This window comes from Jannaschia helgolandensis (assembly GCF_900109285.1).
GTDB classification, from domain to species: Bacteria; Pseudomonadota; Alphaproteobacteria; order Rhodobacterales; family Rhodobacteraceae; genus Jannaschia; species Jannaschia helgolandensis.
In genome coordinates, this window is record NZ_FNZQ01000002.1 from 19,352 (window position 1) to 42,724 (window position 23,373).

The 23,373-nt window shown below is 61.4% G+C and carries 23 protein-coding genes; 12 read left to right on the top strand and 11 right to left on the bottom strand.

Translation table 11 applies throughout. From position 1 onward, the window contains the following. The first annotated feature begins 17 nt into the window (after positions 1 to 17). From BMY38_RS07130 to BMY38_RS07155, 6 genes are all read left to right on the top strand, one after another. Positions 18 to 326, top strand: a complete 309-nt coding sequence (locus BMY38_RS07130; protein ID WP_092761347.1) for a sarcosine oxidase subunit delta — start codon at positions 18 to 20, stop codon at positions 324 to 326. After that, positions 323 to 3,298: a sarcosine oxidase subunit alpha family protein gene (locus BMY38_RS07135; protein ID WP_092761349.1), complete on the top strand. Its 2,976-nt coding sequence runs from the start codon at positions 323 to 325 to the stop codon at positions 3,296 to 3,298. Before BMY38_RS07130 ends, BMY38_RS07135 begins: the two co-directional genes overlap by 4 nt. Then, complete coding sequence (locus BMY38_RS07140) at positions 3,291 to 3,788, top strand: sarcosine oxidase subunit gamma (RefSeq protein ID WP_092761351.1); 498 nt, start codon at positions 3,291 to 3,293, stop codon at positions 3,786 to 3,788. The genes BMY38_RS07135 and BMY38_RS07140 overlap by 8 nt, the downstream gene beginning before the upstream one ends. A gap of 54 nt (positions 3,789 to 3,842) precedes the next feature. Beyond that, the gene (locus tag BMY38_RS07145) at positions 3,843 to 4,442 is read left to right on the top strand and encodes a superoxide dismutase (protein ID WP_092761353.1); all 600 of its coding nucleotides are present in this window, start codon (positions 3,843 to 3,845) and stop codon (positions 4,440 to 4,442) included. 114 nt (positions 4,443 to 4,556) lie between these two features. After that, a complete protein-coding gene (locus BMY38_RS07150; protein WP_092761355.1) occupies positions 4,557 to 4,772 on the top strand; it encodes a hypothetical protein in 216 nt (71 codons plus the stop codon). After that, positions 4,772 to 5,239: a host attachment family protein gene (locus BMY38_RS07155; RefSeq protein ID WP_092761356.1), complete on the top strand. Its 468-nt coding sequence runs from the start codon at positions 4,772 to 4,774 to the stop codon at positions 5,237 to 5,239. Before BMY38_RS07150 ends, BMY38_RS07155 begins: the two co-directional genes overlap by 1 nt. Before the next feature lie 3 nt (positions 5,240 to 5,242). Here the strand turns inward: BMY38_RS07155 and BMY38_RS07160 are convergent, their stop codons facing one another. Next, the gene (locus BMY38_RS07160; RefSeq protein WP_092761981.1) at positions 5,243 to 5,779 is read right to left on the bottom strand and encodes an LOG family protein; all 537 of its coding nucleotides are present in this window, start codon (positions 5,777 to 5,779) and stop codon (positions 5,243 to 5,245) included. Positions 5,780 to 5,869: 90 nt separating this feature from the next. Between BMY38_RS07160 and BMY38_RS07165 the strand changes: the two genes are divergently transcribed. Next, on the top strand, positions 5,870 to 7,375 hold the full coding sequence (locus BMY38_RS07165; RefSeq protein WP_092761358.1) for a LysM peptidoglycan-binding domain-containing protein: 1,506 nt from the start codon (positions 5,870 to 5,872) through the stop codon (positions 7,373 to 7,375). Between the two features lie 73 nt (positions 7,376 to 7,448). Beyond that, the gene (locus tag BMY38_RS07170) at positions 7,449 to 9,263 is read left to right on the top strand and encodes an ABCB family ABC transporter ATP-binding protein/permease (RefSeq protein ID WP_092761360.1); all 1,815 of its coding nucleotides are present in this window, start codon (positions 7,449 to 7,451) and stop codon (positions 9,261 to 9,263) included. 288 nt (positions 9,264 to 9,551) lie between these two features. Here the strand turns inward: BMY38_RS07170 and BMY38_RS07175 are convergent, their stop codons facing one another. The 10 genes from BMY38_RS07175 to BMY38_RS07220 all read right to left on the bottom strand — a co-directional run bounded on the left by BMY38_RS07175 (position 9,552) and on the right by BMY38_RS07220 (position 17,928). Next, positions 9,552 to 9,875, bottom strand: a complete 324-nt coding sequence (locus tag BMY38_RS07175) for a hypothetical protein (RefSeq protein ID WP_092761362.1) — start codon at positions 9,873 to 9,875, stop codon at positions 9,552 to 9,554. Further along, on the bottom strand, positions 9,876 to 10,262 hold the full coding sequence (locus tag BMY38_RS07180; RefSeq protein ID WP_092761364.1) for a response regulator: 387 nt from the start codon (positions 10,260 to 10,262) through the stop codon (positions 9,876 to 9,878). Next, the gene (locus BMY38_RS07185) at positions 10,253 to 11,122 is read right to left on the bottom strand and encodes a CheR family methyltransferase (protein ID WP_092761366.1); all 870 of its coding nucleotides are present in this window, start codon (positions 11,120 to 11,122) and stop codon (positions 10,253 to 10,255) included. The genes BMY38_RS07180 and BMY38_RS07185 overlap by 10 nt, the downstream gene beginning before the upstream one ends. Beyond that, a complete protein-coding gene (locus tag BMY38_RS07190) occupies positions 11,119 to 11,631 on the bottom strand; it encodes a chemotaxis protein CheW (RefSeq protein WP_092761368.1) in 513 nt (170 codons plus the stop codon). The genes BMY38_RS07185 and BMY38_RS07190 overlap by 4 nt, the downstream gene beginning before the upstream one ends. Beyond that, positions 11,628 to 13,829, bottom strand: coding sequence for a chemotaxis protein CheA (locus BMY38_RS07195; protein WP_217638792.1), 2,202 nt, complete (start codon positions 13,827 to 13,829; stop codon positions 11,628 to 11,630). Before BMY38_RS07195 ends, BMY38_RS07190 begins: the two co-directional genes overlap by 4 nt. Beyond that, the gene (locus BMY38_RS07200; RefSeq protein ID WP_092761372.1) at positions 13,829 to 14,200 is read right to left on the bottom strand and encodes a response regulator; all 372 of its coding nucleotides are present in this window, start codon (positions 14,198 to 14,200) and stop codon (positions 13,829 to 13,831) included. Before BMY38_RS07200 ends, BMY38_RS07195 begins: the two co-directional genes overlap by 1 nt. Then, complete coding sequence (locus BMY38_RS07205) at positions 14,197 to 14,508, bottom strand: STAS domain-containing protein (RefSeq protein WP_092761373.1); 312 nt, start codon at positions 14,506 to 14,508, stop codon at positions 14,197 to 14,199. The genes BMY38_RS07200 and BMY38_RS07205 overlap by 4 nt, the downstream gene beginning before the upstream one ends. A 102-nt stretch (positions 14,509 to 14,610) precedes the next feature. Then, positions 14,611 to 15,573 carry a glucokinase gene (locus BMY38_RS07210; RefSeq protein ID WP_092761374.1) on the bottom strand — a complete coding sequence of 321 codons (963 nt, stop codon included), beginning with the start codon at positions 15,571 to 15,573 and terminating at the stop codon, positions 14,611 to 14,613. 13 nt (positions 15,574 to 15,586) lie between these two features. Next, a complete protein-coding gene (locus BMY38_RS07215; protein WP_092761983.1) occupies positions 15,587 to 16,906 on the bottom strand; it encodes a GH1 family beta-glucosidase in 1,320 nt (439 codons plus the stop codon). After that, the gene (locus BMY38_RS07220; protein WP_092761376.1) at positions 16,903 to 17,928 is read right to left on the bottom strand and encodes a substrate-binding domain-containing protein; all 1,026 of its coding nucleotides are present in this window, start codon (positions 17,926 to 17,928) and stop codon (positions 16,903 to 16,905) included. Before BMY38_RS07220 ends, BMY38_RS07215 begins: the two co-directional genes overlap by 4 nt. Positions 17,929 to 18,163: 235 nt before the next feature. Between BMY38_RS07220 and BMY38_RS07225 the strand changes: the two genes are divergently transcribed. The 4 genes from BMY38_RS07225 (at position 18,164) to BMY38_RS07240 (ending at position 23,373) form a co-directional block, all read left to right on the top strand. Continuing rightward, positions 18,164 to 19,513: an ABC transporter substrate-binding protein gene (locus BMY38_RS07225; protein ID WP_092761377.1), complete on the top strand. Its 1,350-nt coding sequence runs from the start codon at positions 18,164 to 18,166 to the stop codon at positions 19,511 to 19,513. 64 nt (positions 19,514 to 19,577) lie between these two features. Continuing rightward, positions 19,578 to 20,582 carry a carbohydrate ABC transporter permease gene (locus BMY38_RS07230; RefSeq protein WP_092761379.1) on the top strand — a complete coding sequence of 335 codons (1,005 nt, stop codon included), beginning with the start codon at positions 19,578 to 19,580 and terminating at the stop codon, positions 20,580 to 20,582. Continuing rightward, positions 20,582 to 21,718 carry a carbohydrate ABC transporter permease gene (locus BMY38_RS07235; protein ID WP_092761381.1) on the top strand — a complete coding sequence of 379 codons (1,137 nt, stop codon included), beginning with the start codon at positions 20,582 to 20,584 and terminating at the stop codon, positions 21,716 to 21,718. Before BMY38_RS07230 ends, BMY38_RS07235 begins: the two co-directional genes overlap by 1 nt. Before the next feature lie 8 nt (positions 21,719 to 21,726). Further along, complete coding sequence (locus BMY38_RS07240; protein ID WP_092761383.1) at positions 21,727 to 23,373, top strand: alpha-glucosidase; 1,647 nt, start codon at positions 21,727 to 21,729, stop codon at positions 23,371 to 23,373.

Consider the following 23,373-nt stretch of genomic DNA (forward strand, 5'->3'; position numbering starts at 1 on the left):
TTTGACGGAAGTGTGCGATGCTGCTGCTGACCTGTCCGAACTGTGGCCTGTCGGTCGAAGAAACAGAGCTTGCGCCCGGTGGACAGGCGCATCTGAAACGCTTCGGGCCTGAATCTACCGACGAGCAATTCGAAGAGTACATGTTTCTGCGGGACAACGCTAAAGGTGTGCACTTCGAGCGCTGGCGCCACGCCTATGGCTGCGGCAAATGGTTCTTCGCCGCGCGCGATACTTCCAGTTTGCAGGTCTACGGCACCTATTGTGCACAGACGACCGAACCACCTGCCGACATCCTTGCCCTCATCGCCAAAGGACGCAGCGCATGAGCCGCCGCCTCAGGACCGGCGGCCGTCTGATCGACCGCAGCAAACCGATCGAGTTCACTTTCGACGGGCGAATCCTGCGTGGCTATATCGGCGATACGCTGGCCTCCGCCCTTCTGGCGGATGGCCAGATTGTGATGGGCCGCAGCTTCAAATATCACCGACCCCGGTCCGTCGTCGGCTCAGGCCCCGAAGAACCCAATGCCTTGATGCAGATCGGCGAGGGGGCGCATTTCGAGCCGAACCAGCGCGCCACGATGCAACCGCTTTATGACGGTCTGGTTGCACACAGCCAGAATGCCTGGCCGTCGCTGGCCTTCGATGTCGGACGGATCAACGACTTCGGGTCGCGTTTCCTGCCCGCCGGATTCTACTACAAGACGTTCATCCATCCGCGCGCCTTCTGGAAACATGTATTCGAGCCGGTAATCCGCCGCGCCGCCGGTCTGGGGGCCGCCCCGACCGAGGCAGACGGCGATCGCTACGAACATCAGTATGCCTTCTGCGACACCCTGATTGTCGGCGGCGGCATCGCGGGCCTGACGGCAGCCCTTGGATCCGCGAAGACGGGTGAGCGCGTCATCCTGGTCGAGCAGGGCGCGACCTGGGGCGGTCGCGCCGTGGTGGACGGAGCGACCATCGACGGGAAGACCGCAGCGGATTGGGTAAAGAACGCAATCGAAGAACTTGAAAAAAAAGATAATGTGACGATGATAAATCGTTGCGAAGGATCGGGCGTCTACGACCACGGATACGTCCTGTGCACGGAAAATCTAACCGGTCATCTGGCCGCTAAGACCGGTCCGCGTGAGCGGCTTTGGCGCATACGGGTCGGGCGTGTGATCACGGCAACGGGGGCCATCGAGCGCCCGCTCAGCTTCGCGGGCAACGATGTGCCCGGTGTCATGCTTGCATCGGCCCTGCGCGATTATGTCGTCAATCATGGCGTCTCGATGGGCGAGCGCACGGTCGTCGTGACCAACAACGATGATGCCTATCGCACAGCCAAGGTGTTGATCGAGGCGGGCCTCAGGGTACCGGCAATCATCGACACGCGCCAAGCTGTCGATAGTACAATGGTAAAAGAAATCAAAGCGCTCGGGGTCAGTGTTCACACGGGTCGCGCCATTGCCAAGGTGCATGGAAATGCCAAGGTTACGGCTGTGTCCATCTGTCTGCAATCCGGTGACGGCACCGTCCTGCAGGAAATTCGCTGCGATGCCGTGGCTATGTCCGGAGGTTGGTCGCCGGTCGTCCACCTCTGGTCGCACTGCGGGGGCAAGCTCTGGTGGGATGAGGAACGCGCCATGTTCCGCCCCGATCCCGATCAGCCGCCGAGGGGGGCAGACGGCAAGGGGTTTGTGATCACTGCCGGAATGGCATCGGGTGCGCTGACCACCGCCGAGGTGTTGGACGATGCCGCCGAAGCCGCCGGAATCGACGCCCCACCTTGCGAAAGCTCGCCCGAGGCGCCGATCCTGCCGGTCTGGATGATGCCCGAAGGCGCGGATCATGCGCTGCGGTCGAAGATGTGGCTCGACTATCAGAACGATGTGAAAGTCTCCGACGTCCGCCTCGCCGCGCAGGAAGGGTTCGAGTCGGTCGAACATGCAAAACGCTATACCACGCTGGGCATGGCGACGGACCAAGGAAAATTAAGTAACATCAACGGGCTGGCTATCCTTGCTGAAAGGCTGGATGCAACTATTCCGCAGGTTGGAACCACGACGTTTCGTCCGCCTTATACGCCGACGACAATCGGGACTCTGGCAGGCGAAGCACGCGGGGCTATTTTCCAACCGTTGCGCCGCACACCGATCCACGATTGGAACGAGGCCCACGGTGCGTTTTGGGAACCCGTCGGCCAATGGCGTCGCGCATATTGCTTTCCGCAGGGCAGTGAAACCCATGCGGAAGCCGTCTCGCGCGAGGTGAAGAATACCCGGCAAAGCCTTGGAATGCTTGACGCTTCAACTTTGGGTAAGCTCATCGTTCGCGGGCCGGATGCCGGGCGGCTGATGGATATGCTCTATACCAACATGATGTCCACGCTGAAGCCGGGACGATGCCGCTATGGTCTGATGTGCGACGAGAACGGTTTCCTGATCGACGATGGCGTCGTGGCGCGGATCGACGATCAGACATGGCTTTGCCACACCACGACCGGCGGAGCGGATCGCATCCATGGGTGGATCGAAGATTGGCTGCAATGCGAATGGTGGGACTGGAAGGTTCATGTCGTCAATGTCACCGAACAATTCGCGCAGATCGCCGTCGTCGGGCCGAATGCGCGCAAGGTGCTGGAAAAGCTGGGCGGTATGGACGTGTCTGCCGAGGCATTGCCTTTCATGGCCTGGACCGACGGGCGTTTGGGCGACTTTGCTGTCCGCGTTTTCCGCATCAGCTTTTCGGGCGAACTGTCCTATGAAATCGCCGTGCCCGCGTCGCAGGGTCTGGCCCTCTGGACGGCTTTGATGGAGGCCGGGGCCGAATTCGGCGCGACTCCCTATGGCACTGAAGCGTTGCATATCATGCGGGCCGAAAAGGGATTCATCATGATCGGGGATGAGACTGACGGCACAGTCATTCCGCAGGATCTGGGGCTGGACTGGGCGATTTCGAAGAAGAAGGACGATTATCTGGGCAAGCGCGGTCAGGCACGGTCCGAGTTTCAGAAACCGGACCGATGGAAACTGGTCGGACTGGAAACGCTGGACGGTTCGGCGTTGGAAGACGGGGCCTATGCGGTAGGCGAAGGCGTTAACGACAACGGGCAGGCGATCGTGCAGGGACGCGTCACCTCGACCTATATGTCGCCGACGCTGGACAGGGGTATCGCGATGGGTCTCGTCGAACGCGGCCCGGACCGAATGGGCGAGGTGATCCGCTTTACCCGTATCGGCCAGTCGCCGGTCGAAGCCAGGATCGTCGATCCTGTCTTCTTTGATCGGGAGGGAGAGAAATCAAATGTCTGACATTTCGATTACCGTGCGCCCGCCGGTCGGCATGATCACCCTTCGCGGCGACATGACAGCACTTGGCAAGGCCACGAAGAAAGTAGCGGCCTGCGCTTTGCCGCCGATGCGGATGTCGACGGCGTCCGACACCGGACGCCTGATGTGGATGTCGCCGGATGAACTGATGCTGGTATGTGATCACAGCGATGCGGATCGCCTGGTCGCCGATATGACACAGGTGCTCGGCACGGCGTTCACCACCGTCATCAACGTGAGCGACGCACGGCAGATTTTTGATATTAAAGGAATAGATACCGAAAATCTTCTGTCAAAACTGATGCCCGTCAATTTCGACACTTTTGCTGAAACCGAGGTGCGCCGCACCCGAATGGCGCAAATTCCCGCCGCGATCTGGCGCGAGGGCGACCGCTGGCGGGTCATGTGCTTCCGCTCCGTCGCCCTCTATGCCGAGGATGTGCTGCGCAACGCGATGCCTGTCGGGGCTTGACCCGGACAGGTTCAGACCGACATGTCCCTAAGTGAACCCAACAGGAGAGATATCATGGCCTTTGAGCTTCCCGACCTTCCCTATGCCCACGACGCCCTGGCCTCCAAGGGGATGTCGAAAGAGACTTTGGAATATCACCACGACCTGCACCACAAGGCCTATGTCGACAACGGCAACAAGCTGATTGCCGGGACCGAGTGGGAGGGGAAGTCCCTTGAGGATATCATCACCGGCACCTATCAGTCCGGGTCAGTTGCCCAGAGCGGTATATTCAACAACATCAGCCAATTGTGGAACCATAACCAGTTTTGGGAAATGATGGGACCGGGCGACAGCAAGATACCGGGCGAAGTCGAAAAGGCGCTGACTGACAGCTTTGGATCGGTCGACGATTTCCATTCGGAGTTCGCCGCCGCCGGTGCCGGGCAGTTTGGCTCGGGCTGGGCCTGGCTGGTCAAGGACAAGGACGGCGGCCTGAAAGTCACCAAGACCGAGAATGGCGTGAACCCCGTTTGTTTCGGTCAGACCGCGCTTCTGGGCTGCGATGTCTGGGAACATTCCTACTACATCGATTACCGCAACAAGCGGCCCGCTTATCTGGACAACTTCCTGAAAAACCTTGTGAATTGGGAAAACGTCGCTTCGCGTATGTGAAGCCCCATCAAATGTCAGACATATGAAAAGGGGCCAACAGGCCCCTTTTTTCACACCTGGAACCGGCCTACGTGATGGAACGTTGATTAGCGAACTTGCAACGGAGGACCAACCATGGCCGAGCGACATCGCTCCAGCGACGGAACCCGCGAGACGGATCAATTCATCAAGGACATGCCCGACACGCCAAGCCAGCAAGGTCGCACGGGTGGGGAACTTGCTCGTGATATTGGCACCGAAGACGCGCTCAAGCGGTCAACCAGACAAGGTGTGTCCGGTGTGACGCGCGTTACGAAGTCCAAAGAAGATCAAGATTTGGAGGACAAATGATGCCCAGTCTGAAAAACGGCACGATGGTCGTTGTCGCCGACAGTGAAAAGGTCCTGTTCCTCGTGAACCTGACGGACGCCGAGGATCCGAACCTTGAAGTCGTACGCAAGGACGAGGAAGACAATCCGCCCGATCGCGAGCAGACCGAGAACCGTCGCGGCCGGGTGCAGGAAAGCGCCGGATCCGGAGTATCCGCATACGAAGAAACGGATTTTCATGAGCTGCAAAAGGAGCGGTTTGCGAGCGATCTGGCCGAGAAGCTTTACATGATGGCCCACAAGGGTCGGTTCACATCGCTGGTGATCGTCGCGTCGCCGCAGGTGCTGGGCGTCTTGCGCGCCGAGATGCACAAGGAAGTCGCCGACAAGGTGGTCGCCGAAATTCCCAAGACGTTGACCAATCACCCGCTGAACGAAATCGAGAAGCTGGTGAAACACGATTTGGCCGAAATGAATTCTGCCGCCTGACAGTCATTCCAGCATGGACAGGGCGGTCTCTGCATCAGGGGCCGTTCTGAAGAAAGACAGAATCGACGCGTCCGCGAATCCGCGTGCGACGATGGTATCCAGCAACGTCAGAAGCGGGTCCCAGTATCCCGCGATATTCAGCAGAACGATGGGCTTTTCGTGCAGCCCGAGCTGGCGCCAGGTCAGCACTTCGAAGAATTCGTCCAGCGTACCCGCACCCCCGGGAAGAACGATGATGGCGTCGGCGTTCATGAACATGACCTTTTTTCGTTCGTGCATGGTTTCGGTGACGACGAAGGCCGTCAGGTCCAGCTTGCCGACCTCCAGCGTCATCAGATGCACGGGAATGACGCCAAAGGTTGTGCCGTCCGTCGCCTGGACGCTGCGGGCGACCCGGCCCATCAAGCCAACGTCGCCCGCGCCATAAACCAACCGCCAGTTCCGATCCGAGATGCCGCGACCCAAAGCGTCGGCCGCCGTGGCGAAGGATGGATCGTTGCCATCGCGCGAGCCGCAATAGACACAAACCGATTTCGTCATGGCATACATCCTTTTGTCGTTTTGACCGAAGCCTATGCCGTTGCTAGGGTCGCGGAAAGCCCGGCTACGGGTCCAAGGGGGATTAAGGAAATGACGAACGGCGTTTCAGCCGGGCGTAGGACCATCGGGGTCCTCGTCATTCTGGCAATCGGGTGGGCCGGGTTCGTCCTGCTGAAACCGCGCGACCTGCCGTCGATGCCGGAGATGGGGACCGGATCGCCCGACAAAGTCTCGGGGCCAAGCGAGGTTCTGGTCATGCCGGATACCGTACCGACGCCCGAAACTCCGGATGCGCCCAAGGTCCTGGCCGACATGACCCTGCCAAAGATGGACGTCGTGCGCGTCGACGGATTGGGCGCGACGGTCGTGGCCGGAAATGCCGCCCGCGACGTGGACGTCATATTACGCCTGGACGGGCAGGAGGTGGCCACGGCGCGCACCGATGCCGACGGTAATTTCGTATCGCTGTTCGATTTGCCCATAACCGACGCACCCCGCATTCTGACTGTCGAGACGCGGGGTGCGGACGGCGTGGTGGCGCGCGCCACCGACAGCATCATCGTTGCCCCGACCTTCCCGACGGCGCCCACGCAAGACGACATCCCCAGAACCGTGACGGAAACGGTCGCGTCGGAGGCCGACGTCCCGCGACCGCCGGACAACGGCGCACTCCCGCCCGTGGACAGCGATAACCTTCGCGTCGCGGCGGTGCCGCCCCCGCAGATCGCCCCCGCGCCGACTCGCCTCGATAGCGCTTCCACCGCAGAGGGCGGCGTGATTGCGGAGGACGTGAGCGTGGCGGATGCGACCGGGACGGGCGCAATCGTTAAAGACCAGACCGTGTCGGATGAGATCGGGACGGACGCGACTGCGGGCATCGCACCCTCGCAGACGTCCGATGCCCCGGAGATCGGAACAACCCGGATCGTGACGGCCGGGGATGTCCCCACCGTCCCCCCTCAGATCGACGTCGCGCCAGCCGCCCCCTCTTCGGTGTCGTCGATTACCGCGTCAGATGCGCCCTTGCCGCCTGTGCCGTCCCCGTCACCTGCACGCGCCGCGACGCCGCCGCGTCTGTTCCGTGCCGGGGCAGGTGGCGTAACGGTGTTGCCCGACAACACGTCCCCGCCGGACGTTCGACAGGATCTGGGCATCGACGCCATCAGCTATGACGCGGCGGGCGAAGTCCAGCTGGCCGGACGCGGTGTCGGCGACACGCAGATCCGCATCTATCTCGACAATCGGCCCATTCAGCAGGCCCGCGTCGATCGCGCAGGCACCTGGACCTCGCCACTGCCCAATGTCGACAGCGGAACCTATACCCTGCGCATCGACTCGCTGGCCGCCGATGGCACCGTCACCGGTCGTGTGGAAACACCGTTCCAGCGCACCGCCCCGGCAGTCGCCGCGGCCTCGCGCCGCGATGGCGTGACCGCGATCACCGTGCAGCCCGGCTATACGCTTTGGGCGATTTCCGAGGGGTATTTCGGCGAAGGCATTCGGTACGTTCAGATATTCGAGGAAAATCAGGATTTCATCCGCGATCCTGATCTGATTTACCCCGGTCAGGTTTTCAAACTCCCCGACGTGGAATAGGCACCGGCAGCACAGGTTTCCATTCTGGCCACCGCGCCATAGGTTGCAAGAAACCGATATATCCGGAACATCCATGGCCCCCACCACCCTGACCACGACAGAAGCGCCGGCGGACGCCTGGGGCATCATCCGCCGCGTCATGCCGTATCTGTGGCCCCCCGGCGACAGCGGGGTCAAAATTCGCGTTTCGGCGGCGCTGATCATGCTGGTGGTCGCAAAGGTCATCGCCGTGACGACACCGTTTTTCTACAAGGCCGCCGTCGACGCACTCGCACCCGATACGATGACACCGGCGTGGGCTCTCGGCCTGGGAGCGGTCGGCCTGACCGTCGTTTACGGCATTGCGCGGGCCTTCAACATCGGTTTCCAACAACTACGCGACGTGATTTTCGCCCCCGTGGGTCAGCGGGCACTGCGCCGTCTTGCCGCCGAAACCTTTACGCATATGCACCGCCTGTCGATGCGCTATCACATCAGCCGCAAGACCGGCGGTCTGTCCCGCATCATCGAACGGGGGGTCAAGGGTGTCGACTTCCTGTTGCGGTTCCTGCTGTTTTCCATCGGACCGCTGGTGCTGGAACTGGCGATGATCTGCGTCATCCTCTTTTTCGTGTTCGACGTCTGGTATCTGGTGATCGTGCTGGTCACCATCACGGCCTACGTCGCCTTCACATTCAAGGTCACCGAATGGCGGGTGAAAATCCGCAAGGTGATGAACGATCAGGATACCGACGCGAACCAGAAGGCCATCGACTCCCTGCTGAACTTCGAGACGGTCAAGTATTTCGGGGCCGAAGCGCGCGAAGCGGCCCGCTATGACGTTGCCATGGCACAATACGAGGGCGCGGCTCTCAAGACGGCCTATTCGCTCGCATTCCTGAACTTCGGTCAATCCGTTCTGATCACCGGGGGGTTGGTCGGTGTTATGGTTCTGGCCGCGATGGGGGTGCAGGCGGGCGATCTGACGGTCGGCGATTTCGTCATGGTGAATGCCTACATGATCCAGATTACGCTGCCGTTGAACTTCCTTGGTACAGTATATCGCGAAATCCGTCAGTCGTTGGTCGACATGGGCGAGATGTTCGGCCTGCTGGGGCAACCGGCCGAAGTGCGCGATGCGCCGTCTGCGCCGGAGTTGCGCGTTGATCGGGGCGAGGTCGTCTTTCGGGATATCCGGTTCGGCTATGATCCTGCGCGCCCGATTCTGAAAGGTGTATCGCTGACCGTCGGGGCCGGGCAGACGGTCGCCGTGGTCGGGCCGTCAGGGTCCGGAAAATCGACCGTCGGACGTCTGTTGTTCCGGTTCTACGACATCGACGCCGGTGCGATCGAGATCGACGGGGTCGACATCCGGTCCGTCTCGCAATCCAGCCTGCACCGCAAGATCGGCGTGGTGCCGCAGGATACCGTGCTGTTCAACGATACGATCCGCTACAATATCGCCTATGGTCGCCCCGATGCCAGTTTTGAGGAAATTCGCGAAGCCGCCCGCGCCGCCCGCATCGAGACGTTCATCGACATGTTGCCCGATGGCTATGAGACAACGGTGGGAGAACGGGGGCTTAAGCTGTCGGGCGGCGAGAAACAACGCGTCGGGATCGCGCGGACCTTACTGAAAGACCCGCCGATCCTGTTGCTGGATGAGGCGACGTCGGCTCTGGATACTGAAACCGAACGGTCCATTCAGTCCGAATTGCGGACCATGTCGCAGGGTCGGACGGTCATCACCATCGCGCACCGCCTGTCGACGGTTGTGGATGCCGATATGATTGTCGTGCTGGAAGACGGGCTGATCGTGGAGTGGGGCACGCACGATCAGCTTCTCCTGCACGACGGTCGATATGCCTCGATGTGGCAGCGGCAGTTGTCGGAAGACGAAGCAGCCTGACCAGACAAGCGCGCGATGGTCTGTCTGTCCCGCCCGCGATTGCGAACTCCGAGTTGTCGATCTTGCATTTGACCCCGTTCGCGGTGGAACCGTGCGGTTCGGACAGGGGGAAGAGCAGGGTGTCACCGCAATTTGCACAGGCGGTCGTACAGGCAGGGTATACGACAATGAAGGCTGTCGAACCTGGGACCGGCGGACCATCTGAACGTCGGACAGGAGCTAATTTCGGATAGCAGTACAATCGGTTGAACCGGATCTACCGCCGCAGATCTCTGTAGCGCGTGCCCGTCAGAACAATTCGTCGCCATCCGTTTCCCCGAGATCGGGCTGACCGCTGAGCCGTTGTCGAAGGCTCTTCTGCCGCGCGAGCGCGATAGTGGCGAGGGAAATCGGTTCCCCGTCGGCAACTGCCAGTTTTGCAAAGACCTCTCCCAGATCGGCGATCGTCTGGCTGACCTGATCCAGGACCTGAAGCTCAGCGATCATACGGCCGGATACATCCTGGGCCGCGATTTCTTCGCTGATGGCATCTTGCAGGCGCAGAAGACGAAACGCCGCCTCCCGGCATTCGCTCGCAACGCGGCCCGCGAAATCCCCGGAACAGACGGTCATCTACAGGCGACCCACCACCGCTTCGATACAGCTTTTCAACTGTGCCGCGGTGAAAGGCTTGGTCAGGAAATTGTTCATCCCGAGCCTCTGCCCCGTCTCGATGACCGTGGCATCGCCCCGCCCCGAGATCAGAATGAACCCGACCTTCTGGGTCAAGGGTTCCGCCCTGAGATGCTGCAAAAGCTGCAGCCCGTTCAGTTCCGGCATATAGAGATCGGACAGCACCAGATGCGGAACTTTCTCACGCGCGTAAAGCATGCCGGTTCTGCCGTTTTCAGCATAGCTCACGTTGCCTATCCCAAGCGTATCGAGAGCCTGCAGCAGGATCCCCCGGCTGGTCGACATGTCGTCGACGACAAGAACGCGCAACATGTCCCTCAACGGCATCGGATGGCCTTTCGGGCTAAAACATTTTCATCCGGTAAGGGACGTCGAAAGGTCGTGCGACCGGCAGATACCAGTTCGGGTCGGTCACCCAGCAGGCGCTCGGAGTGACCAAGTACCAGCATTCCGGCAGGAGCCAGGCGCGCCCGCAACCGTTCATGCACTGCTTTTTGTACGACCGCGCTGAAATAGATAGTCACGTTGCGGCAGAAAATGGCGTCGAACTGGCCGGGCAGGTCGAGATCATCCAGCAGGTTGTGATGCCGATATGTTATTCCCCCACGCAGCAGCGCAAGAAGGTGATCGGGAGCTTGCGGCAGATCTCGGGTGCGTCCTCCAGGCAAACTCGAAACCGCCGCCAGGGCAGGTCCAAGCGTGGCGCTGTCGTCGCGGGTGCGGGCCGTTTCCAACACGCTCAGATCTACATCGGTGGCGATGATCTGGGCATCATTTGTCCAGCTCGGCCCGAAGACATGCAGACAGACCGCGGCGATGGACAGTGGCTCCTCCCCCGTGGAACACCCCGCCGACCATATCCGCAATCCGCCGCCCGCCTCCACACCCTGCCGCCGACGGTCCAGCAGGTGCTGCGCCAGCAGATCGAAGTGATGTGGCTCGCGGTAGATTGCCGTGACATTGGTGGTCAGGGCCGATACGAGGTGCCGCCGCTCGGTCGTACCGGCCGCACCCGGATCGCCTATCAGCCGGACATAGGTCTCGAAATCGTTCAGCCCATGAAACCGCAGGCGTCGTTGCAAGCGGGACGCAAGAAAGGTCTTTTTCGTCTCGGGCATATATAGTCCGGCTTCGCGCTCAACGATCGCAGCGATTGCCCGATAAGATCGGTCGGCAAGCGCGATCACGTCATCGTCCCAGCGAATTGCGTTCCGATAGGTGGGAGGATGCGCGCGATGAGCAGGACCTGGATCATCACATCGTCGACCACAAACAGCCGGTCCGCCATCGCATTGTCATCACCGTCCCCGACCTGCGGCACGTCCTGCAACTGGTCCATCCGCGGATGCACGATGTCCGAAACCGCCTCCACCAAGAGGCCGTGAACGCGGGCCCGGTCCTGAATGACAATGATGACATTGCGCGGATCGTCATCTGTCGGAGGGCTGCCCAACCTATGGGCAAGATCCATGACAGGCAGGACCGAGCCGCGCAGATTGACCATGCCGCGCATGAAAGGCGGGGCATGGGGCAGGGGTGTCGGCTGACTCCAACTGCGAATTTCACGTACGGACATGATGTCGACAGCATAGCGCTGACCGCCGCAGCGGAATGTCAGCAATTCGCTGCGGTCCTCAAGCGGATCGACCGGACCAGCGGCAGCGACGGATGGGGCGATGGTGGCGGTCTGGTTCATTGAAGCGAACTCTCAGGAAAAAGGGCGGGTGTCGGACGTTTGGTCTGCAGACCAGATGTCGCGGCGATTCCGGCCGGATCGACAATCAGTGCGACATGACCGTCGCCAAGAATGGTGGCAGCGGAAACGCAGGGAACATGGCCGAAATCCTCGCCGAGGCCCTTGATGACCACCTGTCGCTGAGCCTCGATGGCATCGACCCGAATGGCGAAGGGGCCGCTGTCGTCGGATTGCACGAACAACAGGGCAGTGTCGTCATCATCGGCCGCATCGCAGTCGGCGCTGCCATCTGAACGGGAACGTAAGGCGGACGGAAAGCCCATGCCCTGCGCCAGATCGACCATCGGAACGAAGTGATCGTGGAGCTGAACGACCGTCTGCCGACTGCCTAACCGTTCGATCCGCGCGGCACTGATGGTTTGCGTTTCGATAATTGCAGAGAGCGGTATCACCATTCGCTGGCAGTTGCTGCGCACAATCATACCATCAAGGATTGCCAGGGTCAGCGGCAGGCTGATCGAAATCGCGCAACCGAGTCCTTCGGTCGATGTGATTGCGATAGTGCCGTTCAGATCGCGGATCGCACGCTGCACCACGTCCATTCCGACGCCACGGCCCGACAATGACGACACAGTCTCCGATGTCGAGAAACCCGGCAAGAACAGCAATCTGTCAATTTCGCCTGCGTCCAGTATTTTTCCTGCGGGCACCAGGCCGCGGGCGATGGCCCGTTCCAGAACGCGATCTCGATCAACGCCGCGACCGTCGTCCGATACCTCGATTACGACACGATCCGATTGCTGCCGGGCCGACAGGCGCACCACTCCGGTCGGTTGCTTTCCAGCCGCAGTACGTGCCTTGGGATCTTCCAGCCCATGGTCGATAGCGTTGCGGATCATGTGGGTCAGCGGATCACCAAGCCGTTCGACGACGGTCTTGTCGATTTCAGTACCTTCACCATCGGTTTCAAGGCGTACGTCTTTGCCGGTGGACTGCGCCGCCTCGCGGACGATGCGGGTCATCCGCTGGAACAACGATTTGACCGGCTGGGCGCGGATCGACATGACGCTGTCCTGCATGTCGCGCGTCAGCTGTTGCAGGTCGTCAAGGTTGGTTACCGCTTCCGAATGCTGATCCAGACCGGCTCGGATCATGCCCTGTGCCAGCATCGACTGACTGATGACGAGTTCGCCGACCAGATTCACCAGCCGGTCCACGCGCTCCAAGTCGACCCGAATGGTTGTCATCGGGGGCGGTTTAGGGAGCGGCGTCGCTGGCGCGTCGGGCGGGCGCGGGCTGCACGGCTCAGTGTCGGGCAGACTGTCGAGCCCCGGCTCATCGGGCTGTTGCCGCAATCCTTCCATGGGCGGGGTTACGGATTGATGGGTGACAGGAGCGGACGTCAGGGCGATGGTTGGGGCCGGGGCCAGGCAGATGTCGAGGACGCAAAGGTCGAGGGCAAACTCGAATATCGCCTCGATCTCGGTCTCGGTAAGATCTGGTGCACTTGGGATCAGCCGGATCATCCACCGCAGGCCAAGCACCTGCGGGTCCATGTTCCCGAGCGGGGGCAGGCCTTCGAGAAGAGCCTCGACCTCGATCCGGCCGAGGACTTCAAGAGCGCGAAACAGGAACAGCGGTTCATTCCCGCTGATCAGAAGATCAGGAAGCGGTTCAAATGTAACGATCCAGGTGCGATTATCAGGGACACCTGTCGCTTCCGGCATGTCCGTAAAGGCGTCATCGAACAGGGGCGCGACATCCAGATCCAGCATAACAGGTGCAAAATCCACCGCCGGATCGGAGCTGACAGCAGCATCGTCCGTCCCGGCGAGCAAGCCCATCAAATCCGCCGTATCTGGCACGGTTGGCGTATCGCCGTTGCGGCAGGTTTCGATAAGGTCGCCGAGTTGGTCTCCGGCTCGCAGAAATACACTGACGGCGGCGGCGTCCGGGGCGAGGCGGCCACTGCGAAGTGCATCGAGAGCCGTCTCGAATTCGTGCGAGAACGCGACCAGCGGCTTCAGGCCGAAGGCTCCAGCACCGCCCTTGATCGAATGCACGGCCCGGAAAACCGCATCGACGGTATCGGCATCCTGCGTCCCGGCGTGCAGCGCCAGCAGCCCGGCCTCCAGACTTTCCAGAAGCTCCGCGCATTCCTCGAAGAAAGTGACCCTGATCGCGTCCATCGGATCCATCAGGTCAGTCCGGTCACAGTCCGCAATGCCCCGACAAGTCGGGCGGGATCGAAAGGTTTGACGATCCAGCCCGTCGCCCCGGCGGCGCGCGCGCGCAATTTCAATTCGCGTGCATTTTCGGTTGTGAGGACAAGGATCGGTATCCCCGAATATTTCTCCTGCTTGCGTATCCTTTCAATGAATCCGAACCCATCGAGCCTTGGCATGTTCAGGTCCGTCAGGATGGCATCGGGGCGCTTTTCCAGCCCGTCCAGCACCTCGATCCCGTGGAGTCCGTCTTCGGCAAGGGTCGTCTCGATACCTTCGCGTTCCAGCGTCAGGCGCACCATGTCGCGGATTGTCCGGCTATCGTCTATGGCCAGAACCCTCATGTCGGACACTCCGCCGTCTGCATCCGCTCAAGCGACACGCCCAGTATCCGCGCCGATGCCATGAACGCCGCCGAGGGACGGTCGATCCGCAGACTGTGCTGTCCGGCCATCTGATGATCACGGGCCGCGGCAAGAACCTGAACTGCAGGTGCCGTCATGACCGAAACATGGCTCGCGTCCAGGACGATGTCGCAAGCCGCCGCCAGCACCGCCGTGCGCAGATCGCGTGCTGTCACGATGTCGAGCCGGTCGGCAAGGACGATCGTTTCGCCCCGACCTTCGGAGGCAGTCGTGCCGCCATCAGTCATGCTGTCGTCAGTTGCATCGCACACCGCCTCTCGCAATTGGATGAGGCATGCCTAATCGCAGGTCGCTAAGAAACCGTTACCGGACCAACCCTTGAATGCCGATCATTCCGAGTGTTCGATGATCTCGCGCAAATGCGCCGCGCATCCGGTCAGGGCGGCAAAGTCGTCGGTCACCAGATGCACCGGAAAATTCGCCATGAATCCGGCGAACCGGCCCTTGTCGCGGAAGGCCTCGGCAAAGCCCATCGCGGCCAGATGCGGGGCCATCGCGCGGGCTACGCCGCCGACCAGATACACACCGCCCAGCGGCAGGTGGATCAACGACAGATTACCCACCACGGTGCCCAGGATGCGGATGAACTGCTGCACGGCGGCTTGCGCCCGGGGATCGGATGTAACCCGCTGCATGATTTCGGCGGCCAGAAGTTCGTCGGTGCTGCCTGCCTCGGATGCCAGCCAGCGATAAACCTGTTCCAGACCGCGCCCCGATAACACATCCTCGACCGCCGGAAACCCGTGAGAGGTCGAGGCGAAGGTGCAGAGCCGCAGTTCGGCTTCGGTGCGGATCGGCAGATTGGCGTGACCGGCTTCGCAGGCCGGGACAAGACGGCCCTGCGCGGTCTGATGGACGGGGGCCGCATTGAACCCGGTGCCGACGCCGATGACCAGCCGGACGGCTTCCGGGACGCCATCAACAGCGATCACCGTCTGGCAGGCATCGGCCGACAGATGACCCAGGGCATGGCCCTGCGCCTGCAGGTCGTTGAGAATCGCGCCCTGTCGCGCAGAGGTCGCCTCGATCAGGCGTGCAGTGTCGATCGACCAGTCGAGATTGGTCAGCTCGGCCCGCCCTTCGGCCACAGGACCCGCGACGGCAACGCAGGCGCCCACCGGGTCGGGTCCGGGCAGGTCGACGCGGTATTGGCGCAGAACAGGCGCAAGATTGGCGAAGTCGCGATTGGAGTAGCGGCGGATCGTGTCAGGCAGGACGATGCCACCCTCGGCCATGGCCACGCGGGTATTGGTTCCGCCGACATCGGCCACGAGGAAGAGCGCATCTGACATGCCCAAGCCCGTATCAATCGGCCAGCGCGCGGGCAAGCGCGTGATAGCTTGCCTTGGGCGTGCGCGCCTGTGTCGCGAAGTCGACATGGACCAGACCGAACCGCTTGTCATAGCCCAGGGCCCATTCATAATTGTCCAGAAGCGACCAGAATGTATAACCTTTCAGCGGCAAGCCATCGGCAGTCAGATCACGGGCCACGGCAACATGGGCGTCCAGATATGCGATTCGTTCGACGTCGGCGCGGGTGGCGGTGTCACGATTGGCCATGCCGTTCTCGGTGATGAAAAGTGGCGTGTCGCCGGTGTAGTCGGCGACGGTCCGGCGCAGCAGCCAATCGAAACCCTCGGGGCAGATTTCCCATCCCATGTCCGTACGGGGGGGCGGTCCCTGAACCAGATCCATGTTTGGCCAGTCCCCGGTGCCAGCCGCGATCCGCTGGCACGTGTAATAGTTTATGCCAAACCAATCAATATCTTGCGATACAATCTTCATGTCGCCTTGCCAATCGTTCGGCAGATACGCCTGGAATCCCTCGAGAATATCGACGGGATAGCTCCCCTGCATCATCGCCCCGGCAAACCACCGATTGTAGATGCCGTCATATCGCTGTGCTGCGGCGCGATCTTCCGGGCTGTCGCTGGCCGGGATAGCATATTCCATGTTGCAGACGGCCCCCAGATTGGTCGCGCCAGCGCCGCGCAGGGCCTGAATGGCCAATCCGTGTGCCAGGCCGACATGGTGCATCGCGCGGACCGCCGCGCCAAGGTCGGTCAGGCCGGGGGCATGGACCCCCATGTAATGGCTGAGCCAGGCAACGCACCAAGGCTCGTTGATCGGTGCGACGGAAAACAGCCGGTCGCCCAGCCGGTCGCCGATCATCGCGGCGAAATCTGCAAACCGTTCAGGGATGTCGCGAACCGTCCAGCCGCCAAGATGTGCCAGCGTATCGGGCAGTTCCCAGTGATACAGGGTCGCCATTGGTTTCAGCCCGCGCTCCAGCATGCCATCAATCAGCCGATCATAAAAATCAATACCTTCCGCGTTGACGTTCACGCCGTCCGGCATCACCCGCGCCCATGACGTCGAGAACCGATAGGCGTCCAGCCCCAGATCGCGCATCAGATCGAGGTCTTCGGGCCAGCGGTGGTAATGATCGCAGGCGATATCGCCGTTTTCGCCGCCTTCGACCTTGCCGGGCGTGGCGGCGAAAGTGTCCCAATGGGTCCGTCCTGCACCGCCATATGCATGCCCCTCGATCTGATAGGCCGAGGTGGCGGCGGCGAACAGAAATCCGTCGGGAAAATCGCTGCGTCTGAAGGTGAAGTCTGTCATGTCGGTGCCGGCCCCGTGGACGCCCCGAGAACCAGTTCGCATTCCCATGTCTCCTGCACGGGCGGGGGGGTGTCGTCGCCGATCCGGTCCAGCAGGATCTCGGCGCAACGCCGTCCTGCAGCCCGGACCGAGGATCGCGTGGCCGTGAAGATCGGCACTTCGACCCCGTTGGCCAGATAGCTGAGCATATCGTCGTGGATCACGACAGAGACGTCGCGTCCCATCCGCAAGCCACGGTCCTCGATCGCCCGGCGCACACCGATTGCCATGATAAGTGACGAAACCAGAAACGCGGTCGGCGGATCAGGCAGAGCAAGCATCGACAAGGCTCCGGAATGGCCGCTGAGTTCCGTCATTTCGGACGATGCCATCAACTCCGGATCAAGTTCCACAGCCCGTGCCGTCAATGCTGACGTCATCCCGTCACGGCGTCGACGCGCGAAGTCCATCGTCTCGATCCCGTTGAGAAAGCCGATCCGCCGATGGCCAAGATCCAGCAGAAGATCGGTTGCCCGCTTGAACGCCCGCATATTGTCGATATCGACATAGCTGTAATCCTTCGGCTCGACCGGGGCGCGGCCATGGACGACGAACGGCAGGCCGGTGGTTTGCAACAGCGCGATCCGGGGGTCGCCTGTTCTTGGCCCATGAACGATCAGCCCATCCACCGATCCGGCGCTGGCCATCTGACGATAGGCGCGTTCCTCGTCGCCGTCCGACACCACTGACAACAGCATATCGTATCCGGCCTTTGCATAGACATCGCCGGCACCCGCAATGAAGTCGGCGAACACAGGGTTCACCATCTCGTGGTTGAAGGCAGTGGGGATCACATGGCCGATCGCCATGGCGCGCCCGGTCGCCAGGGCCGCGGCGCGTCGATTGGGACGATACCCATGGGCGATGGCGGCGTCGTGGACACGGCGACGGGTCTCCTCCTTCACTTCGGAGTAGCCACCGAGCGCCCGGCTGACCGTGGTAGGCGATAAACCCAAAACCTTCGAGAATTCCCTGAGGTTCACCCGAACCTCCCATATAAAGCGTTTTCAAATTTTCCGAGTATTATCCGGATGGTCATATTGGTGCCCCTCAAAGCAGGTTGCGCGCAAGCTCAAATTGCCGTTGCCAGCATGGCATCTGAGCCAATGTGATCGTTGACATAGATGTCACATTCGGACAATCTCGCAACATGAAAGCGGTTTGGTTATTACGCCGCAGCGCAGCGAGAACAGGCAGAAATGCCTACTGGGAGGAAAGATGAAAAATCTGTTGACCGGCACCGCCGTGGCGATGCTGACCGCGGGGATCGCATCCGCCGAAGGGCACCTGGCATTCACCCCCGGTGAGGGTGACTTCAACTGGGACAGCCTGACGGCATTCGGTGAAACCAATGACCTGACCGGCCAGACCGTGACGGTGTTCGGTCCGTGGCGCGGCGATGATCAGGCCCTGGTCGAGAATGTCATCGCCTATTTCGAGGATGCGACCGGCGCGACCGTGGAATATTCTTCATCCGAGAACTACGAGCAGCAGATCGTGATCGACGCCGAAGCGGGCAGTCCGCCGGATGTCGCCGTCCTGCCGCAGCCCGGCCTGATCGCCAACCTGGCCAGCCGTGGTTTCATCACACCGCTGGGCGACGAGACGCAAACGTGGCTTGAAGAAAACTACGCCGCTGGCGAAAGCTGGGTCAGTCTGGGCACCTATGCCGGGCCGGACGGCGAAGACCGCCTTTATGCCTTCCCCTATAAAATCGACGTGAAATCACTGGTCTGGTATTCGCCTGAGAACTTCGAGGACGCGGGCTATGAAGTCCCGACCTCGATGGAAGAGCTTAAGGCGCTGACCGAACAGATTGTCGCCGACGGCGGTACGCCCTGGTGTATCGGTCTGGGGTCGGGCGGTGCGACCGGCTGGCCCGCCACCGACTGGGTCGAAGACATGATGCTGCGCACGCAGCCACCGGAAACCTATGACGCATGGGTCAACCACGAGATTCCGTTCGACGACCCGGCCGTCATCGGCGCCATCGAGGAGTTCGGTTATTTCGCCCGTAACGACGATTTCGTCGCCGGTGGGGCGGGTGCTGTCGCCTCGACCGACTTCCGCGACAGCCCCAAAGGCCTGTTTGCAAGCCCGCCGCAGTGTTACATGCACCATCAGGCCAGCTTCATTCCGACGTTCTTCCCCGATGGGATCGAACTGGGTCTGGACGCCGACTTCTTCTACATGCCGTCCTACGCTGGCAAAGATCTGGGCAATCCGGTTCTGGGCGCAGGCACGCTGGCCTTCATTACCAAGGACGGCGACGGGGCCCGCGCATTTCTGGAGTTTCTCAAGACGCCCATCGCGCATGAAATCTGGATGGCTCAGTCGGGCTTCCTGACGCCGTTCAAATCGGTCAACACCGCCAATTATGCCAACGATACGCTGAAGAAGCAGGGCGATATCCTTCTGGATGCCACGACATTCCGCTTCGATGCGTCCGATCTGATGCCGGGCGCCGTGGGCGCAGGCAGCTTCTGGACCGGGATGGTCGACTATGCCGGGGGCAAGGACGCCGCCGAGGTCGCCGCAGAAATCGAGCAAAGCTGGCCCGCCAACTGAGGCGTGTCTTACCGGGCCGCCCGCAGACTGCGTGGGCGGCCCTTTCCATGATCGGAGGCCCGCCATGAACCCCGCGTTACTCGGACTGATTACCATAGTGCTGGGCGTGGGCGGGTGCATCGGCTATTTCTGGTTGTCCAACCTGCTGCTGGACACCGTGATTTTCCCGCCGCGCGGTCCCAATGCCGGGCGAAACATCAATCGGGCGAATGCGATCAGACCCTGGCTGTTCCTTGCCCCGGCGCTTCTGGCGCTTGGCCTCTACCTTGCCTACCCGGTGGTCGCGACCTTCTGGCTGTCCTTGAATGACCGTGTGGCCGGAGGCGGCAGCGAATTCGTCGGCCTCGACAATTATGTGCAGATGTTCGGGGAGTCGAAGTTCCGCGAAGCCATTCTGAACAACATGATGTGGCTGGTTGTCGTGCCCGCCGCCTCGACCGCCTTCGGTCTGATTGCCGCGCAGCTGACCGACCGGATTTCGTGGGGCAATATCGCCAAATCGCTGATCTTCATGCCGATGGCGATTTCCTTCGTCGGTGCGTCCGTCATCTGGAAACTGATCTATGACGCCCGCCCGCCAGGCACGGACCAGATCGGTGTTCTGAACGCGCTCTGGGTCGCCTTCGGGGGCGAGCCACAGCAATGGCTGACGATTCCGGGTTGGAACAACCTGCTGCTGATGATCGTTCTGATCTGGATTCAGACCGGCTTCGCCATGGTCATTCTGGGTGCGGCCCTGCGCGGCATTCCCGAAGAAACGGTCGAGGCGGCCATCGTAGACGGCGCATCGCCCTGGACGATCTTTTTCCGCATCAAGGTGCCACAGATCATGCCTACCATCGTCGTAGTCTGGACGACGATCACGCTGGTCGTGCTCAAGGTCTTCGACATCGTTCTGGCCATGACCAACGGCCAGTGGGAGACGCAGGTTCTGGCCAACTACATGTACGACAAGCTGTTCCGGTCGTTCGACTGGGGCGTCGGGTCGGCGGCGGCGATGATCATCATGCTGTTGGTGTCGCCGATCCTGATCTGGAACGTCTACAGCGCCAACAAGGAAATGCGCTGATGGATAACATCGCCGGGACCAGATCGTCCCTCCAGTGGGCCGTTCACATCTCCGTCGCCGTCCTTGTGGCGCTTTGGCTGTTTCCGACTGTCGGCCTGTTCGTGTCATCGTTCCGGACCGGCGACCAGATCAGCAGTTCCGGCTGGTGGCAGGCGCTGTCGACGCAGGAAAGCCAGCTTCCCGCCATCCGCATCGAAGGTGAGGAGGTTCCCGCAGACGGTGCTTTCACCATCGAGGGGCGTTTGATCGCGGGCGATACCACGGTCAGTGCCTGGGGCGCGTCGTCGCGCGCGCCCAAGGCCTATGCGCCGGGCGAGACTGTCGACATCGGCGACGGCCAGACCCTGACCGTCGCCGAGGACAGCAGTTTCTTCCTGACCAGTCCTGATACGACCGAGGGCACACGCCTGCCGCGTGTCTTCCTGACCGCCTCCAGCCCGCCCGAATTCACCTTCGACAATTACCGCAACGTTCTGTTCTCGGGCACGGCAGCGGCGGGCATCGGAAAGGCTTTCATCAACACGCTGACGGTCTCGATCCCGGCGACGGTCATCCCGATCCTGATCGCGGCCTTCGCGGCCTATGCCCTTGCCTGGATGGAATTTCCCGGCCGCGCACTGCTGATCGCGGCCATCGTCGGCCTTTTGGTGGTGCCACTGCAACTGGCGCTGATCCCACTGCTGCAGCTTCACAATAATATCGGAATCGGGAAGGGTTACCTGGGCGTCTGGATGGCGCACACCGGATTCGGCCTGCCGCTCGCCATCTACCTGTTGCGAAACTACATGGTCGGCCTGCCACGCGACATCATCGAAAATGCCAAGGTCGACGGCGCCAGCGATTTCCAGATCTTCACCAAGATCATCCTGCCGCTGTCGTTTCCGGCGCTGGCCAGTTTCGCGATCTTCCAGTTCCTGTGGACGTGGAACGACCTGCTGGTCGCGATCGTGTTTCTGGGCGCGGATGACGACAGTCTGGTCTTGACGGGGCGTCTGGTAAACCTGATGGGGTCGCGCGGCGGCGATTGGGAAATTCTGGCGACATCGGCCTTCATTTCCATCGCGGTTCCGCTTTTGGTGTTTTTCACCATGCAACGCTATCTGGTGCGCGGCCTGCTTGCCGGCTCCGTGAAATAGGATAACGCATGACTGCGATCTCGACCGCGCAATTCCCTGCGCCCGCGTCCGACCTCGACTGGTGGCGGGGCGGCGTCATCTACCAGATCTATCCCCGGTCCTTTCAGGATACCTCGGGCGATGGCATCGGCGATCTGAATGGCATCACCAACCGGCTGCCCTATGTCGCATCGCTGGGTGTGGATGCGATCTGGATCAGCCCGTTCTTCACCTCGCCGATGAAGGACTTCGGCTATGACGTCAGCGATTACCGGAATGTCGATCCGATGTTCGGCACGCTGGAGGATTTCGAGCGCCTGATCCAGGCCGCGCACCGCCTTGGCCTTCGGGTGATGATCGACCTCGTGCTATCGCACAGCAGCGATCAGCATCCCTGGTTTCAGGAAAGCCGCAGCAACCGCGTCAACGACCGCGCCAACTGGTATGTCTGGGCCGACCCGAAACCCGATGGCACCGTGCCCAACAACTGGCTGTCGATCTTCGGCGGTCCGGCCTGGCACTGGGACGCGCGGCGGCAGCAATACTACCTGCATAACTTCCTCGTCTCGCAGCCTGATCTGAACTTTCATGAACCTGCCGTTCAGGATGCCCTGCTGGACGCGACGCGGTTCTGGCTGGAGCGCGGCGTCGATGGCTTCCGACTGGATACAATCAACTTCTATTTCGCCGATGCGCAACTGCGCGACAATCCGGCCCTTCCGGCCGAACGGCGCAACGCCAAGATCGCGCCCCAGGTGAACCCCTACAACCATCAGGAACACCTGTTTTCGAAGAACCAGCCGGAAAATCTGGCCTTTCTGAAGCGCTTCCGCGATTTGCTGGACGAATTTCCCGGCACCGCCGCCGTGGGCGAGGTCGGCGATGCGCAGCTCGGGATGGAGCTTTTGGGCCAATATACGAAGGAGGGGCAGGGTGTGCAGATGTGCTACGCCTTCGACTTCCTGTCGCCGGATCGACTGACCGCCGAGCGGGTGGCCGAGGTGTTCGACCACCTCGACACCGCCGCGCCCGATGGCTGGGCCTGCTGGGCGTTTTCAAATCACGACGTCACGCGGCATGTCACCCGCTGGGGCCTGGGCGACAAGGGCGCGCGGCTTTATTCGACGCTGATCTGCTGCCTGCGCGGCTCCGTCTGTCTCTATCAGGGCGAGGAGCTGGGTCTGCCCGAGGCCAGCGTCGCCTTCGAGGATCTGCAAGACCCCTACGGCATCGAATTCTGGCCCGAGTTCAAGGGCCGCGATGGCTGCCGCACCCCCATGGTCTGGGAGGCGTCGAACCGGAATGGCGGGTTCACGGACGGCAAGCCATGGCTGCCGGTCGCGGTGGAACATCTGGCCGCATCCGTTGGCGTGCAGGAACATCTGGAGGATGCACTTCTTCACCATTACCGACGGATCATCGCCCTGCGATCCGTCAACCCGGCCTTGCGGCACGGCACGCAGGACAAGCTAACGGTCGATGGCGACCTGCTGACCTTCATCCGGTCGGAAGGCGGCGAAACGCTGTTCTGCGCGTTCAACATGGGTGATCAGCCTGCGCAGACGGCACTGCCCGACGGAACATGGCTGCCGGTCGAAGGCATCGGCGGGACCGCGCCGGACGCCTCAGGCCTGACGCTGAACGGATGGGGCTATACGCTGATGCGTGCAACCTGA